Consider the following 15,994-nt stretch of genomic DNA (forward strand, 5'->3'; position numbering starts at 1 on the left):
CGGTCTTCGCGACAGCTTACGACAGGCGTGTTACTTCACGCTAACACCGTCGAAGCGGGCATAGCCGAGCGGTTCGATACGCATGTCGACCACGTTCTTGCGCACCGGCTGGTAGACCGTCGAGTTCGCGATCGGCGAGAACGGCAGCTGTTGCGCGAAGATCTGCTGGGCCTGCGTGTAGAGCTTCGTCCGTGCGTCCTGGCCCGTCGTCGTGCGGCCCTTCTGGACCAGCTCGTCGAACGGCTTGTAGCACCAGTGCGAGAAGTTGTTGCCCTTGATCGCTTCGCAGCCGAGCAGCGTGCCGAGCCAGTTGTCCGGATCGCCGTTGTCGCCCGTCCAGCCGATCAGCATCGTGTCCTGCTCACCCGAGTGCGCGCGCTTGATGTACTCGCCCCACTCGTACGTGACGATCTTCGCCTTCACGCCGATCTTCGCCCAGTCGGCCTGGATCATCTCGGCCATCAGACGGGCGTTCGGGTTGTATGCGCGCTGCACGGGCATCGCCCACAGCGTGATCTCGAAACCGTTCGCATAGCCGGCCTTCGCGAGCAGCGCCTTCGCCTTCGCGGTGTCGTTCGGCGCCATCTTCAGGTTCTTGTCGTACGACCATTGGGTCGGCGGCATCGGCGCGTTGGCGGCCTGGCCGGCACCCTGGTAGACGGACTCGAGGATCGCCTTCTTGTTGATCGCCATGTCGAGCGCCTGACGCACCTCGAGCTTGTCGACCGGCTTGTGCTCGACGTTGTACGCGAGGTAGCCGAGGTTGAAGCCGGCCTGCGACGGCATGTCGATGCCCGAGTCGGCCTTCAGCGTCGCGATGTCGGCCGGACGCGGATAGCTCATCACCTGGCATTCGTTGCGCTTGATCTTCTGCACGCGCACGCCCGGATCCGGCGTGATCGAGAAGATCAGCTTCGACAGCTTCACTTCGCCCTTCTTCCAGTAATCAGGATTGCCGTCGAAACGGATCGTCGCGTCCTTCGTGTAGCTGCGGAAGATGAACGGGCCCGTGCCGACCGGCTTCTGGTTGATGTCGGCGGCCTTGCCTGCCTTCATCAGCTGGTCGCCGTATTCGGCCGACAGGATCGACGCGAATTCCATCGCCATGTTCTGGATGAACGGCGCATTCGGCTCGGCCAGCGTGAACTTCACGGTGTACGGATCGACCTTCTCGACCTTCGTGATCAGCTTGTCGAGGCCCATGTCGGTGAAGTACGGGAACGACACCGGGTACGCCTTGCGGAACGCCTGGTTCGGGTCGAGCATGCGCTGGAACGAGAACAGCACGTCGTCCGCGTTGAATTCACGCGTCGGCTTGAAGAAGTCGGTCGTGTGGAACTTCACGCCATGGCGCAGGTGGAACGTGTACACCTTGCCGTCGGACGATACGTCCCACTTCTCGGCGAGGCCCGGCTCGACCTTCGTGCCGCCGCGTTCGAATTCGACGAGGCGGTTGTAGACGGTGAACGTGGCGGCGGTGAAATCGACGCCGGTCGTAAATTGCGCGGAATCGAAACCCGCCGGGCTGCCTTCTGAGCAGTAGACGAGCGTTTTGTTCGGGATCTGTGCGAATGCAGAGCCCGCGACGCCGAGCGATGCCGCTGCCACGCCTGCAATGGCGGTAACACGCAGGGTGTGCAACAGACGGTTGTATTCCATGTTTCCTCCAGGTCTCCAGATCGGAACCGGCCCGCCAGAGGCCGGTGTACGCGGATATTACTTGAGCTAACGATGTGGCAACAAGCTGGAGAAAAAACTCTTCTATCTGCCCCGCACGGGTTTGTGCCGATGTTTAGTGTGGGTAAAAAATGCGAAAACGCGCGCGAGCGACAATTCCGTTCATCTCGCGCAAGTTTCGTTCGACGACTAAACAATTCGGGCGCGAACACGACGGCTCGATGCACCGTTCCCCGTGCCCTGCAGCACATCATTGCGTTTTACGAAACGATCCGATGACCGTCTTCAAATCGTCATGCGATCACGCCGGCGCATCGAGGTCGGCACTGCGCGCGGGCACGAACGCGACCGCGACGATCGACAGCGCGATCCCGGCCATCACGTAGTAGGTCGGCGCGAGCGGCGTGCCCGTGACCTTGATCAGCCACGTGACGATGAACTGGCCGAAGCCACCGAACAGCATCACCGCGACGTTGTACGCGATCGACAGCCCGGTCGAGCGCACGTTGGCCGGGAACAGCTCGGCGATCATTGCGCCGAACGGCCCGTAGTAGCCCGCGAGCGTCACCGACAGCACGGCCTGCACCGCGATCAGCCGCCCGATGCTCGGCGCCGCGTCGAGCCACGCGAACAGCGGATACATCAGCGCGAGCGTCAGGACGAGCGACCACAGCGACAGCCCCTTGCGGCCGATGCGATCGGACCATGCGCCCGCGACCGGCGACAGCACCATCAGCAGCAGGTTGCCGACGATCACCGCGTAGAACGATTCCGCGTACGGCAGCTTCAGCTGCTTCACCGCGAAGGTCGGCAGATAGCTGATCAGCACGTAGATCGTCACCGTCAGCGCGATCACCGAGCCGAGCCCGCACAGCACCTCGCGCGGGTGGCGCGTGAACACTTCGCCGAGCGTCGCGCGGCGCGCGCTCTGCTGCGCATGCAGGAACGCTTCGGAATCGGCGAGATGGCGGCGGATGTAGAAGCCGATCGGGCCGATCACGAGCCCGAGTATGAACGGCACGCGCCAGCCCCAGCTGCGCAGCGCGTCGTGCGACAGCCCGCGCGTGACGGCCGCGCCGACGAGCGCGCCGATCAGCAGCGCGGCGGCCTGGCTCGCCATCTGCCAGCTGCCGTAGAAGCCGCGTTTCGAGAACGGTGCGGCTTCGATCAGCAGCGCCGTCGCACTGCCGAATTCGCCGCCCGCGGAGAAGCCCTGCAGCAGCCGGCCGAGCACGATCAGGATCGGGCCGCCGATGCCGATCGCCGCATAGGGCGGTGCGATCGCGAGCAGGAAGATGCCGGCCGTCATCAGGAGGATCACCAGCGACAGCGCGGCCTTGCGGCCCGCGCGATCCGCGTACAGCCCGAACACGATGCCGCCGATCGGGCGCATGAAGAACGCGACGCCGAACGTCGCGGTGGTGAGGAGCAGCGACGAATATTCGCTGGAGGTCGGGAAGAACAGCTCGGCGATCACGACCGTCATGAAGCCGAACACCGTGAAGTCGTACCACTCGAGCGCGTTGCCGATCACGGCGGCGGCCACCGCGCGGCGATTCAGCGCACGCTCGGGCCGGATCGTTTTCGTTGAATTCGCAATCGTCGCCATGCGTGCCTCGTCCTCGTGAATTCGCCGTGTCGGGCGGCGCGGCGCGCGGGTGGGTCGCGGCGCACAGGTTTGCAGCGAGTGTAGAAAGCGACGGAACCGTTTTCAAGCATAAAAAACGCCCGCCATCTTTCGACGGCGGGCGTTTTGCGGTTTTCGCCACAATGCGGCATCGCACGATGCCGCACGGGACTCAACCCATCTTCGAGAAGGCGCTGCACCAGCCCTTCGCCGACACCTGCTTGCCGGGGAAGGCGCCGCACGGACCCGATGCCGAGCCCTTCTTGCCCTGGTACAGCATGCAGGCCGCACAATCCTGGCCCGCTGCGTATTTCGGGTACTTCGTCTTGTCGACCTTCGTGGCATCGGCCTTGTAGCCAAGCGCCACGGCGGTCGGATCCGTTTCCGACAGCATCGGCGCATCGGCCAGCGCTTCGCGCGACAGCGCCAGCGCGGACACGGCACCAATGCTCGTAATCAGGAAACTCCGACGGGATGTTTTCATGGGGGACTCGCTCCAACGTTATCGGTTTGAAAGCTGTTCTGGCGACAGCCGTTCGACAGAATAACGCCCAAGCGAATAAATGTGCGCGCCGAAATTCCAGAGATAAGGGATTTCACACGGCTGCCCGTGCGTCGCGTCAGCGGTAGGCGGTCATCTCGCCCACGCGCTGCGCGAGCGCGAGCGACGCGGTGAGCCCCGGCGATTCGATGCCGAACAGGTTCACGAGCCCGCGCACGCCATGCTGCGCGGCGCCCTGCACGATGAAGTCGGCCGGCGGCTCGCCGGGCCCCGCGAGCTTCGGCCGGATGCCCGCATATGCCGGCTGCAGCGCATCGTCGGGCAGGGCCGGCCAGAACGCGCGGATCGACGCGTAGAACGCGGTCGCACGCGCCGGATCGACTTCGTAGCGCAGCGAATCGCACCATTCGACGTCCGGGCCGAAGCGCGCCTGCCCGCCGAGATCGAGCGTCAGGTGCACGCCGAGCCCGGCGCGATCGGGCATCGGGTAGATCAGGTGCGAGAACGGCGCGCGCCCCGACAGGCTGAAGTAATTGCCGCGCGCGAGATAGAGCGGCGGCACCCAGCGCGGGTCGAGGCCGCGGGTGCGGCGCGCGAGCGCCTGCGCACCGAGGCCCGCGCTGTTGATCACGCAGGCAGCCTCGATCTCGGTGGGCGCGTCGCCGCCCGTGCGCACGACGAAGCGCCCGCCGCGCAGCACGTCGATCGATTCGACCGGGGATTTCAGCGCGCACATCGCGCCGTTGCGCTCCGCGTCGCCGAGCAGCGCGAGCATCAGCTGGTGGCTGTCGACGATGCCGGTCGACGGCGAGAACAGCGCCTCCACGCATTCGAGCGCGGGCTCGAGCGTCTGCGCCTCCGCACGCGCGAGCGGCAGCAGGTCGAGCACGCCGTTTTCGACCGCGCGCGCGGCGATCGCCTTCAACTGCTTCACCTGCGCGGCGCTCGTCGCGACCAGCAGCTTGCCCGTGCGCCGGTGCGGCACGTGATGCGTTTCGCAGAATTCGTACAGCATGTCGCGGCCACGCACGCACGACATCGCCTTCAGCGACCCGCGCGGGTAGTAGAGCCCCGCGTGAATCACCTCGCTGTTGCGCGAACTCGTGCCCGTGCCGATCGCGTCGGCCGCCTCGAGCACGATCGTTTCACGCCCGCGCGCGGCCAGTTCCCGCGCAATCGCCAGACCGACGACACCCGCGCCGATCACGACACAATCCATCTGCTCCATGACAGTTCGCGCCGCTAACGCGTCGAAGGGAGAGAAGAGAATTGTACGTCCCGGTTCGCCCGCGTGCCGAACGCATCCGCAGCGCGTCGCGACGACGCAGCCGACGACGCGGCGCGCACACGCCGCAGCGGTGCGCGCCGCCGTGTCAGAAGCCGATCGGCCGGCGCTTCGCGGCGCCCTCGTCCGCGCGGATGTCGTGCGGCCCGATCGCATCGCGGCCGTCGAGCCGCGCGGCGCCGAATGCATGCAGCAGCGCGCGACGCATCGTGCGCGGCGGCGTCGCGGCCAGCACGTCGAGCGCGTCGTCGCCCAGCGTGTCGGGGAAGCGCCGCCCCCACGCATGCGACGTGCGGATCTCGTCGTAGATCGTCTGCGCGATCCGGCGCGCGCCGGCCGCATCGGGCGGCGCGATCTCGTACACGTTCATTCGGTTGAGCAGCGGCTCCGGAATCGCCTGCGCGTCGTTCGCGGTCGCGATCCAGATCACGTTGCCCGCATCGATCGGCACTTCCGCGAATTCGTCGACGAATGCGCGCGCGGTGTCGTGCTCGAGCAACGCGTACAGCGCGCCGAGCGGATCGTATTGCGCATCGGTGCCGGCCTTGTCGATCTCGTCGACGGCGATCACCGGGTTTGCGTAGCTGCCGTTCACGAGCGCCTCGAACACCTTGCCGGGCTTCGCGTTCTTCCATTGCGACGACGCGCCCGACAAAATCCAGCCGGCCGTCAGCGAACTCATCGGCACGTAGTGGTACGCGGTGCCGAGCAGTTGCGCGAGCGCCTTCGCGAAATGCGTCTTGCCGATCCCGGGCGGCCCGAGCAGCAGGATCGGCATCAGTTCGAGCCGGTCGTCCGTTTCGAGGCACAGCGCGACCTGCTTGCGCACGTCGTCGAGCGGCTCGCCGAAATTCGGCAAGGCGTCGCCGAGTTCATCGAACGACGGCATCCGGTTCGGCTTCACGCAGAAGCGCAGATTCCCCGTCTTGAGCATTCGCTCGTAAGTGGCGCGCAGTGCGTCGCTCGCGCTCTCGTTCAGGTCGCTCAGCGCCGTCTCGACCTGCTCGAGGTCGTACACCGTGCTGAAGGACGCCACCGCCAGTTCCTGTTTCACCATCGCCGTCGTCATACCAACCTCGCTGCACTTGCCGTCACACGACCATCAGACCCTTACGATTTCAGTGTAGCGATCCCGTATCCCCGCGCAAGCAAGCAGCCACGCGAGTCTGCTGCTAACACTTCGCGTGCGCTGCAGGGCCGCGCGCCGCAGCGTATGATCGATGGTTCCCCCACCCGCCGCGCCGGCCTTGCCGACGGCGCCCGCACGGCGCGTCGCGCGATGCCCCAAAGGTATGCCGATGTCCGTCCCCGCTGCTTCCCCGCGCGTCGATGCCGATGCGCTCGACGCCGTCGACGCGGCGCTCACGTCGCGCCGCGCGATCCGCGCCTTCCTGCCGACACCCGTGCCGCGCGACACGCTCGAGGCGATCCTCGAAGCCGCGAGCCGCGCGCCGTCGGGCACCAACATCCAGCCGTGGCACGTGTACGTCGCGACGGGCGCCACGCGCGATGCGCTCGCCGCCGCGCTGACCGCGGCGCACGACGATCCCGCGCGCGACGAGAAATACGTCGCCGAATACGACTACTACCCGCGCGAATGGGTGTCGCCGTATATCGACCGGCGCCGCAAGGTCGGCTGGGACCTGTACGGGCTGTTGAACATCGGCCGCGACGAAAAGGCGCGCATGCACGCGCAGCACGCGCGCAACTTCCGTTTCTTCGATGCGCCGGTCGCACTGTTCTTCACGCTCGACCGCGTAATGACGTTAGGCGCCTGGCTCGATTGCGGAATGTTCCTGCAGGGCGTGATGACGGCCGCACGCGCACGCGGGCTCGATACCTGCCCGCAGGCCGCGTTCGTGCCGTTTCACCGGATCATCGCCGACCACCTCGGCATTCCCGCCAACGAGCAGTTCGTCTGCGGGATGTCGCTCGGCCATGCGGACCCCGACGCGATCGAGAACCGCCTCGTCACCGAGCGCGCTCCCGTCGCCGAGTTCGCGCGCTTTTTCGCTTGAAAATGCACGGCTCGGCCTTACCTGTCGGGCAGGACCGCATCGTGCCGCGAACCTGTCGCAGTGCGTCCTGTCACATCACGATCGAAATCGATCGGGCGTAAGATGTGCGTCCGTTCCCCGCTATTGCGCGTTTCCGGAGACGTTTCATGCTGAAACACGGCCTGGCCGTCCTGCTCGCGAGCCTCACGCTCGCCGCCCATGCGCAAAGCCCCGCGCCGGCCTCCATCGCGTGGGAGATCCAGGTGGTGCGCGACGGTCAGACGATCGACACGTTCCAGCAACGCACCACCGTGGGTCAGACCCGCACCGATACCCATCGCTATCCGTCCGCCGTGCCGGTCGGATGCGGCAACGACGCGCACGTCGTGCCGACCGAGCGTTCGCGTTCGGTCACCGTCGCGCCGCTCACCGTCGACACCAGTGCGAACACGGTGTCGCTCGCGCTCGACGTGCAGGAAACGCTCGACGACGAAAACGCGACGCGCAGCGATCCGTGCGTGCCCGCGTCGCCGCGGCAGATTGTCGCGAGCCACCCCGGCCTGTCGGTCGGCGCCGATGCATGGACCGACTGGACGCTCGTCGAACAGCATCCGCACCTCGTGTACCGCGTGCGTGCGCACGTCGCGAAGGACTGAGCGTCATGTCCGCCGACGCCCTGTCCTTGCCGTTCGCCGAACCGCACGCGGCCCCCGACGAAATCACCGCCGTCAGCTGGAACCTGCACAAGGGCCGCTCGCCGCTCGGCTTCACTGCGTGGAACGCGATGCGCAACTGGATGCAGTCGACGCACGCCGACGTGTATTTCCTGCAGGAAGCGATGGCTCGCCGCATGCCGCGCCCCGTGCTCGCGCCCGGCTTCGGCGCGCAGATGGACGACGCGGTCGACGACGTGTGGCATTGCCAGGCCACCGAGATCGCGCATGCGCTCGACTGGCAGATCGCGCTCGGGCCGAACGTGTTCAAGCCGTCGTGGCGGCACGGCAATGCAATCCTGTCGCCGCATCCGCTCGACCTCGGCGGCCGCTGGGACATCTCCGCGCACCGCTTCGAGCGGCGTGGGCTGCTCGTCGCGCGTGCGACGCTCGCGGGCGCGCGCCCGGTCACGCTGCTGTGCGCGCACCTCGCGCTCACGCGCGCCGCGCGGCTGCGCCAGATGCACTGGATCGCGCACTGGATCGTGCGCAACGCGGGCGATGGCCCGCTGATGCTCGCCGGCGACTTCAACGACTGGCGCAACGATTCGGTCGCGCTGTTCGGCGAGATCGGGATGTCCGAGGTCGCGACGCTGCTCGGCGAATCGGGCCGCACGTTCCCCGCGTTCTCGCCGGCGCTCGCGCTCGACAAGATGTTCGTGCGCGGCCTGACGCCGCTCGAATGGCGCGCGCCGTCCGGCGAAGCCGCGTGGCTGTCGGACCACCTGCCGTACATCGCTCGCCTGCGCCTCGATCCGCAATAACCTTCGTCGGCCACCCCCGATCGCACGCCGCCGGAGCGCGGCCGCGCCGCCCGCGCTACAGTAGCGGCTTGCCCATTCCGCCATCGCCCCGCCGCCGGGCCGCGCCGCCATGACCTACCTGCCGATCCTGCTGCAAATCGCCGTCGTCTACCTCGTCGCGGCGATCACGCCCGGCCCGAATTTCTTCATGATTTCGCAACTGTCGCTCGCGGGTCGCCGTAGCCTCGGCGCCGCGTCGGCACTCGGCGTCGGCACCGCGTCGGTCGCGTGGGCGACGCTCGCGATGCTCGGCCTCGCGGCCGTGCTGCATCAGGTCGAATGGCTGTACGAGGCGATCCGGATCGGCGGCGCCGTGTATCTCGTGTATTTCGGCTTCAAGCTGCTGCGCTCGGGCGTGCGCCGCGACGCGGCGCCGGCCGACGCGCCGGACGCCGCCGCGCCGCTGGCCGCACCGCAGGCGCGCGACTACCTGCGCGCGTATCGCAGCGGCCTGTTCACGTGCCTGACGAACCCGAAATCGTGCGCGTTCTGGACCAGCGTGTTCGCGGCGATGCTGCCCGCGCACGTGCCGCTGTGGTTCAACGGCGCGGTGCTGGTGACGATCGGCGTGCTGTCGGCCGGCTGGTATTCGTGCGTCGCGTACCTGTTCGCGAGCCCCCGCGCGCAGCGCGGCTACCGGCGCGTGCGGCGCCCGCTCGACGCGCTGTGCGGCGTCGCGCTCGTCGGTCTCGGCGCGAAACTCGCGGCCGATCGCTGAAAGCTCGTTGCAAGGATTTGTTGCGCCAAATCCGCGCAGCCACGGGGGTCAAGCCCGCGATCCGCGCCAACAGGGTAAAATAACGAGTTCCTCAAACGTCTGTCATCGAGAAGGCGCGTGTCCGACGCGCCGGCCGGCCGATCCGCGATCGGGCCGTCGCACTCGGTTTTTTTGCCCATTTTTGGGCCCGTTACACGCGTCCGCTACGCGCGTCCGTTTTCAAAGCCATGAGCAAATACGACACCGCCACCGTCCAATCCGTCCATCACTGGACCGACACGCTTTTCAGCTTCACCTGCAGCCGTGAGGCGAGCCTGCGCTTCAACAACGGCGAATTCACGATGGTCGGCCTCGAGGTCGACGGCAAGCCGCTCGCGCGCGCCTACTCGATCGTCAGCCCGAACTACGAAGAGCATCTCGAATTCTTCAGCATCAAGGTGCAGAACGGCCCGCTGACGTCGCGCCTGCAGCACCTGAAGGTGGGCGACACGGTGCTGATCGGCAAGAAGCCGACGGGCACGCTGGTTGCCGACAACCTGCTGCCGGGCAAGACGCTGTGGATGCTGTCGACGGGCACGGGCCTCGCGCCGTTCATGTCGATCATCCGCGATCCGGAGATCTACGAGCGCTTCGACAAGGTGATCCTGACGCACACCTGCCGCCTGAAGGGCGAGCTGGCGTACATGGACTACATCAAGCACGACCTGCCGGGCCACGAGTACCTCGGCGACATCATCAAGGAAAAGCTCGTCTACTACCCGACGGTCACGCGCGAAGCGTTCGACAACGAAGGCCGGATCACCGACCTGATCGCGACGGGCAAGCTGTTCACGGATCTCGACGTCCCGCCGTTCTCGCCGGAAAACGACCGCGTGATGCTGTGCGGCAGCACCGCGATGCTGAAGGACACGACCGACCTGCTGAAGCAGGCCGGCCTCGTCGAAGGCAAGAACAGCGCACCGGGCCACTACGTGATCGAGCGCGCATTCGTGGACTGATCGATCCCTAAATTTGCGCGTCATCAAGAACCGGAGCAAAAGCTCCGGTTTTTTTTCGTCCCCACTTGGCGAATTCGTAACAAACTGGGACCATCTCATCTCAAATAGTTACATTTGGATACGTCACCGCCGGGTGTTCGGGTGTCAGTGTTTTTCCTACAACACGTTCATTCCGATTATTCACATTTACCCTTAAATGTCCGCCCGACATGACCTTTTCAGAAATTTTGAGATATTATTCGCCGCGCGTGGTTGCCGTTTGAATGAGAGTGGAAGGGTCGGATGCAAGTGTTACAAGGTGTAACTTTTGTTACCTCGGCATGGAGCGATTCTCTGGCGGCGACCGTCGTCGTAACGGCAGCCGATCCACGCAGCCAGCCGGTGTCTGAACCGCTTTCTGACAGCAGGGAGAGTCATGGATACGTCGCTTAACGCGCCCTCGGGCGCCCACGCCCCGTTCCCGTCGCGGCAGCGCATGCACAGCTGCGCCGCTACTCCGCCCGTTGCCGACACCGCGTCGAAACGCGACGCCTCCGCCGCACGGATCGCGGCCCTGTCCGCCCAGTTGCTCGCCGCCGACGAAGCAGCCCGCCGCCATCTGGCCGGCGAGCTGCACGACGGGCTCGGCGCCGAATTGACCGCTGCGCGTTTCGCGCTCGCAAACGTTCAAACGTGGCTGCCGGCCGATGCGCCGGACGGCTGCCTGCGTGCGCTGGAGCTGGCGCAGCAGGCGCTCGACGCCGCCACCGACGCGAATCGCCGGCTGATCGACGAACGCGACACGCCGGCGCTCGACGCGGGCGTGATCGGCGCGCTGTCGTCGTGGATCGACACTCACGCGGCCCGCACGGGCCTGCGCACGAGCTTCGTGTGTGCGGCCGACGCGCGCCTCACGCAGATCGCCGGCGCCAGCGCACTCGCGGTATTCCGCGTCGCGCAGGAAGCGCTGTCGAACGTCGCGAAGCACGCCCGCGCGACGTCGGTCGACGTGCGGATCGTCACCGACGGCACGCATCTGTCACTGATTGTCGCCGACGATGGGACCGGTTTCGCCCGCAGCCGCCGCAGCGGCTACGGCCTCGCCGGCATGCGCGCCCGCTGCGAAGCGTTCGGCGGCAGCTTCGAGACGGCCACGCCGGAAACCGGCCACGGCACGCGCGTCACCGCGCGCTTCGCGTGGGATTCGCTGCTCGCGGTGCCCGTCGCGGCCCGCCGCGCGTCGCTTTCGTGAGGTCGTCATGAGCCTGAACATCCTGCTCGTGGACGATCACGCGATCGTCCGGCAAGGGATTCGCCAGCTGCTGATCGACCGCGGCATCGCGCGCGACGTCACCGAAGCCGAAACCGGCGGCGACGCGATGGCAGCCGTCGACAAACAGGAATTCGACGTGATCCTGCTCGACATCTCGCTGCCGGACACGAACGGCATCGAGGTGCTCAAGCGCCTCAAGCGCAAGCTGTCGCGCACGCCGGTGCTGATGTTCTCGATGTACCGCGAGGACCAGTACGCGGTCCGCGCGCTGAAGGCCGGCGCGGCCGGCTACCTGTCGAAGACGGTCAACGCCGCGCAGATGATCGGCGCGATCCAGCAGGTCGCTGCCGGCCGCAAGTACGTGAGCCCCGCGATGGCCGAGGCGCTCGCCGAATACGTGTCGTTCGAGAACGAACCGCTGCCGCACGAGAAGCTGTCCGACCGCGAATACCAGACGCTCTGCATGCTCGCGTCGGGCAAGCGGCTCACCGACATCGCGAACACGCTGTCGCTGTCCGTGAAGACGGTGAGCGTGTACCGGTCGCGGCTGCTCGAGAAGATGCGGCTGTCGAACAACGCGGAACTCACGTTCTACGTGATGAGCAACCGGCTCGTCGACATGGCGCCCGCGGCCGGCGCCTGACCGGCCCGATTCGCCTTCGCCCGCTACCTCGGCTTCGTCCGATTCCATGACGCGGCGCACGCCGCGTCTCCCTCAACTGCCGCCCGCATCAAGCGCAAGCGCTTGTTTTATCGGACGATTCCGCGACGCGCCGCTGCGCCGCAGCGGGTCTTGTTCGTCAAATCGGCTAAAATTACGGGTTTTCACTCAGTCAGCGCCCCCGCGCCTGCGCGCGCTGGCGATTCATCCGCAATGTCTCTCTTCCGCAAGAAAAACGTCGATCGCATGATCGCCGGCGCGCACGCCGCCGGGCTCAAGAAAGCGCTCGGCGCGATCGACCTCACCTTCCTCGGCATCGGCGCGATCATCGGCACCGGCATCTTCGTGCTGACCGGCACCGGCGCCGTGCAGGCCGGCCCCGCGCTGATGCTGTCGTTCGTGATCGCCGCGATCGCATGCGGCCTCGCGGCGCTGTCGTACGCGGAATTCGCGTCGACGATCCCCGTCGCCGGCTCGATCTACACGTACTCGTACGCAACGCTCGGCGAGCTCGTCGCGTGGATCATCGGCTGGGACCTGATGCTCGAGTACGGCCTCGCGTCGTCGGCCGTGTCGGTCGGCTGGTCGGGCTACCTGCAGTCGCTGCTGCAGGGCTTCGGGCTGTCGCTGCCGACCGTGCTGACGGCTGCGCCCGGCGCGGTGCCGGGTGTCGTCACGTGGTTCAACCTGCCCGCGTTCCTCGTGATGATCGTGATCACGACGCTGCTGTCGATCGGCATCCGCGAATCGACCCGCATCAACAACATCATGGTGTTCATCAAGGTGTCGGTCGTGCTGCTCGTGATCGCGGTCGGCCTGTTCCACGTGACGCCCGCGAACTGGAAACCGTTCATGCCGCACGGCTGGAACGGCGTGTTCGGCGCGGCAGCCGTGATGTTCTTCGCGTTCATCGGCTTCGACGCGGTGTCGTCGGCCGCCGAGGAAGTGAAGAACCCGAAACGCGACCTGCCGATCGGCATCATCGCGTCGCTCGCGGTGTGCGCGGTGCTGTACGTGACGGTCGCCGCGGTCGCGACCGGCATCGTGCCGGCGGCCCAGTACGCGAACATCTCGCACCCGATCTCGTACGCGCTGCAGGTCGCCGGCGAGAAGTGGGTCGCGGGCTTCATCGATCTCGGCGCCGTGCTCGGCATGCTGACCGTGATCCTCGTGATGAGCTACGGCCAGACGCGCGTGATCTTCGCGATGTCGCGCGACGGGCTGCTGCCGGCGATGCTCTCGCGCGTGCACCCGCGCTACGCGACGCCGTTCCTGACGACCTGGCTCGTCGGCCTGTTCTTCGGCCTGATCGCCGCGCTCGTGCCGCTCAACGTGCTCGCCGAGCTGATCAACATCGGCACGCTCGCGGCGTTCTCGATGGTGTCGATCGCGGTGCTCGTGCTGCGCCGCACGCATCCCGACCTGCCGCGCGCGTTCCGCTGCCCGGGCGTGCCCGTGGTGCCGATCCTCGCGGTCGCCGCGTGCCTGTTCCTGATGCTGAACCTGCAGCCCGTCACGTGGGCCGCATTTGGCATCTGGCTCGTGATCGGCCTCGTGATCTACTTCCTGTACTCGCGCCACCACTCGAAGCTCGCGCACGGCCACGACGACGCACACTGAACGCCGTCATCGCGCGCTCACCGCACGCGATGACGCGACACCCCGCGGGGCCGCCACCGGCCCCGCGCGGCAACCGCCTCCCCCGAACCGGCCGCTGCGCCGCTCCCGCGATCGAGCGCTGTCCGATCGTCGCGAAGTCTTGCCCGATCCTGCGGATTTGCGCGCACGTTTTGCGCGCTGCCTGCACGCGCGCGCCACGCGGTTCATAATCCCGCCATCGAACGACGGTCCCCGGCAACGGGCCGTCCGGCAACAGGAAAAGATGATGGAAAGCGTCGATCTCGATGTACTGAAATCCAGCGCGCGCTGGCTCGAAGAAGGACGCCGCGTCCTGCTCGTGACGGTCGTGAAGACGTGGGGCTCGTCGCCGCGCCCCGAGGGCGCGATGCTCGCGGTGCGCGAGGACGGCCTGGTGGTCGGCTCCGTGTCCGGCGGCTGCATCGAGGACGACCTGATCGCTCGCGTGCACGCGAGCGGGATCGCGGCCGACGCGCGCCCGGAGGCGCTCAAGTACGGCGTGACGGCCGAGGAAGCGCACCGCTTCGGGTTGCCGTGCGGCGGCACGATCCAGCTCGTGCTCGAGCCGCTCACGCGCGACAGTGGGATTGCCTCGCTATGCGCGGAAGTCGAGGCCGGCCGCCTCGTCACGCGAACGATGACGCTCGCGACCGGCCGCGCGTCGCTGTCGCCCGCGCAGGCGACGGACGGACTCGCGTTCGACGGCGAGCGGCTCGTGTCGATCCACGGGCCGCGCTACCGGATGCTCGTGATCGGCGCCGGCCAGTTGTCGCGCTATCTGTGCCAGATCGCGGTCGGGCTCGACTACCAGGTGACGGTGTGCGATCCGCGCGAGGAATACACGGATGCGTGGGACGTGCCGGGCACGCGGGTCGTGCGCACGATGCCCGACGATACGGTGCTCGACATGAAACTTGACGCGCGTTCGGCCGTGATCGCGCTGACGCACGATCCGAAGCTCGACGATCTTGCCCTGATGGAGGCGCTGAAGACGCCCGCGTTCTACGTGGGTGCGCTCGGCTCGCGGCGCAACAACGCGGCGCGGCGCGAACGACTGCGCGAATTCGACCTGAACGAAGCGGAACTGGGCCGGCTGCACGGGCCGGCCGGCATCTACATCGGCAGCAGAACGCCGCCGGAAATCGCGATCTCGATCCTCGCCGAGATCACCGCCGCGAAGAATCACGTGTCGCTACCGACGATCCTGCAGGTCGAAGGCGCGAAGGCCGCCCGCGAGATCGCGGCGAACAGCGGCGCGGCCTGCGGGCTCTGATCCGCCGCGGCGCGCCGCCCCGTCCGGTTCGCGCCGGCGGCAGCCTGGCGCGCGCGCGCCGATCCGATCAGGTCAGGCCGGCAGCCAGCGCGGCGGCGACCGAACCGACCACCAGCACGACACCGACCGTGCGACGCTTGTTCAACTCGGTCCACAACAGCACGCCGGTCAGCGACAGCAGGATCAGCGACCCCGCGATCGTATCCATCAGCAGCACCCAGCCGAGGTTCATTCCGACGCCGCGATGCAGGTTGTTCAGCGTCGTGAGGAACGTATTGCCCGTGCGCTTCACCGACACGTAGCCGTTGCCGACCCAGTATTCGGCCTGCAGGTTCTGGTGCGGGCCGAACACGCCGAACTGCCAGTGCTCGGGCTGCATCACGCGTTTGTCGCCCCACGCGACGGCCTGCGCGGGCTCCTTGCGCATGCGGCCCGGCTTGCCGTCGAAATGCAGCTCCTGCTGCAGCCACTTCGTCATTGCGGCGGGCGTCTTCGGCACCGGATTCGGCAGCGCGATCTGCATCTCCTCGACCTGCGGCTCGCCGGTCGGGATCTTCAGCGGCGGCGCGCGGTGATTGAGCAGCACGCCCGTCACGCCGAACAGCAGCCCGAGCACCGCGCCCCACAGCCCGACCCAGCCGTGCACCTTGCGCAGCCACTTGATGAAGGTGGCGCGGCGCGAGCGCTGGCGGCGCGCGGCCAGTTCGTCGTCGCTCAGATGGCGGCCCGCCGGGTGCAGCACGGTGACGCCGGCGCGCGTCATGCCCGTCTTGGGCGGGTCGATCGTTTCGGGCGCGTTCACGCGAAAGTATCCATTCGTTCAAAACAACGGCCGGCGCGCAGTGTGTGC

General features: G+C 67.1%; 15 protein-coding genes. 9 read left to right on the forward strand and 6 right to left on the reverse strand.

The window, feature by feature from the left end:
* Positions 1–30: 30 nt before the first annotated feature.
* The 5 genes from KEC55_RS15895 to KEC55_RS15915 form a co-directional block, all read right to left on the reverse strand.
* Entirely contained in the window at positions 31–1,659 is a 1,629-nt protein-coding gene (locus KEC55_RS15895) for an ABC transporter substrate-binding protein (RefSeq protein WP_282506161.1), read from the reverse strand.
* Positions 1,660–1,978: 319 nt separating this feature from the next.
* Positions 1,979–3,286 (reverse strand): MFS transporter, encoded by a 1,308-nt coding sequence (locus KEC55_RS15900; protein ID WP_176050758.1) that lies wholly within the window; start codon positions 3,284–3,286, stop codon positions 1,979–1,981.
* A 190-nt stretch (positions 3,287–3,476) separates the two neighbouring features.
* Positions 3,477–3,788, reverse strand: coding sequence for a high-potential iron-sulfur protein (locus KEC55_RS15905; protein ID WP_021163765.1), 312 nt, complete (start codon positions 3,786–3,788; stop codon positions 3,477–3,479).
* Positions 3,789–3,924: 136 nt separating this feature from the next.
* Complete coding sequence (locus tag KEC55_RS15910) at positions 3,925–5,034, reverse strand: NAD(P)/FAD-dependent oxidoreductase (protein ID WP_282506162.1); 1,110 nt, start codon at positions 5,032–5,034, stop codon at positions 3,925–3,927.
* Positions 5,035–5,179: 145 nt separating this feature from the next.
* Positions 5,180–6,160 (reverse strand): AAA family ATPase, encoded by a 981-nt coding sequence (locus KEC55_RS15915; RefSeq protein ID WP_282506163.1) that lies wholly within the window; start codon positions 6,158–6,160, stop codon positions 5,180–5,182.
* Between the two features lie 229 nt (positions 6,161–6,389).
* Between KEC55_RS15915 and KEC55_RS15920 the strand changes: the two genes are divergently transcribed.
* From KEC55_RS15920 to KEC55_RS15960, 9 genes are all read left to right on the forward strand, one after another.
* Positions 6,390–7,109, forward strand: a complete 720-nt coding sequence (locus KEC55_RS15920; protein ID WP_282506164.1) for a nitroreductase — start codon at positions 6,390–6,392, stop codon at positions 7,107–7,109.
* 146 nt (positions 7,110–7,255) lie between these two features.
* Positions 7,256–7,744, forward strand: a complete 489-nt coding sequence (locus tag KEC55_RS15925) for a hypothetical protein (RefSeq protein ID WP_282506166.1) — start codon at positions 7,256–7,258, stop codon at positions 7,742–7,744.
* A gap of 5 nt (positions 7,745–7,749) precedes the next feature.
* Positions 7,750–8,565 (forward strand): endonuclease/exonuclease/phosphatase family protein, encoded by an 816-nt coding sequence (locus KEC55_RS15930; protein WP_034190285.1) that lies wholly within the window; start codon positions 7,750–7,752, stop codon positions 8,563–8,565.
* 109 nt (positions 8,566–8,674) lie between these two features.
* Positions 8,675–9,322 carry a LysE family translocator gene (locus KEC55_RS15935; RefSeq protein WP_282506167.1) on the forward strand — a complete coding sequence of 216 codons (648 nt, stop codon included), beginning with the start codon at positions 8,675–8,677 and terminating at the stop codon, positions 9,320–9,322.
* 227 nt (positions 9,323–9,549) lie between these two features.
* Positions 9,550–10,320, forward strand: coding sequence for a ferredoxin--NADP reductase (locus KEC55_RS15940; RefSeq protein ID WP_282506168.1), 771 nt, complete (start codon positions 9,550–9,552; stop codon positions 10,318–10,320).
* 415 nt (positions 10,321–10,735) lie between these two features.
* Complete coding sequence (rqpS, locus tag KEC55_RS15945) at positions 10,736–11,551, forward strand: quorum system sensor histidine kinase RqpS (RefSeq protein ID WP_282506169.1); 816 nt, start codon at positions 10,736–10,738, stop codon at positions 11,549–11,551.
* A gap of 7 nt (positions 11,552–11,558) precedes the next feature.
* Positions 11,559–12,215, forward strand: a complete 657-nt coding sequence (gene rqpR / locus KEC55_RS15950) for a response regulator transcription factor RqpR (RefSeq protein ID WP_047899273.1) — start codon at positions 11,559–11,561, stop codon at positions 12,213–12,215.
* 231 nt (positions 12,216–12,446) lie between these two features.
* Positions 12,447–13,853 carry an amino acid permease gene (locus KEC55_RS15955; protein ID WP_282506170.1) on the forward strand — a complete coding sequence of 469 codons (1,407 nt, stop codon included), beginning with the start codon at positions 12,447–12,449 and terminating at the stop codon, positions 13,851–13,853.
* A 265-nt stretch (positions 13,854–14,118) separates the two neighbouring features.
* Positions 14,119–15,144, forward strand: a complete 1,026-nt coding sequence (locus KEC55_RS15960; RefSeq protein WP_282506171.1) for an XdhC family protein — start codon at positions 14,119–14,121, stop codon at positions 15,142–15,144.
* Positions 15,145–15,211: 67 nt separating this feature from the next.
* On the opposite strand, the gene KEC55_RS15965 is transcribed toward KEC55_RS15960, so the two are convergent.
* Positions 15,212–15,946 (reverse strand): PepSY-associated TM helix domain-containing protein, encoded by a 735-nt coding sequence (locus KEC55_RS15965; protein ID WP_282506172.1) that lies wholly within the window; start codon positions 15,944–15,946, stop codon positions 15,212–15,214.
* Positions 15,947–15,994 lie beyond the last annotated feature (48 nt).

Origin of the sequence: Burkholderia cepacia (genome assembly GCF_029962485.1) — a bacterium.
GTDB lineage: Bacteria > Pseudomonadota > Gammaproteobacteria > Burkholderiales > Burkholderiaceae > Burkholderia.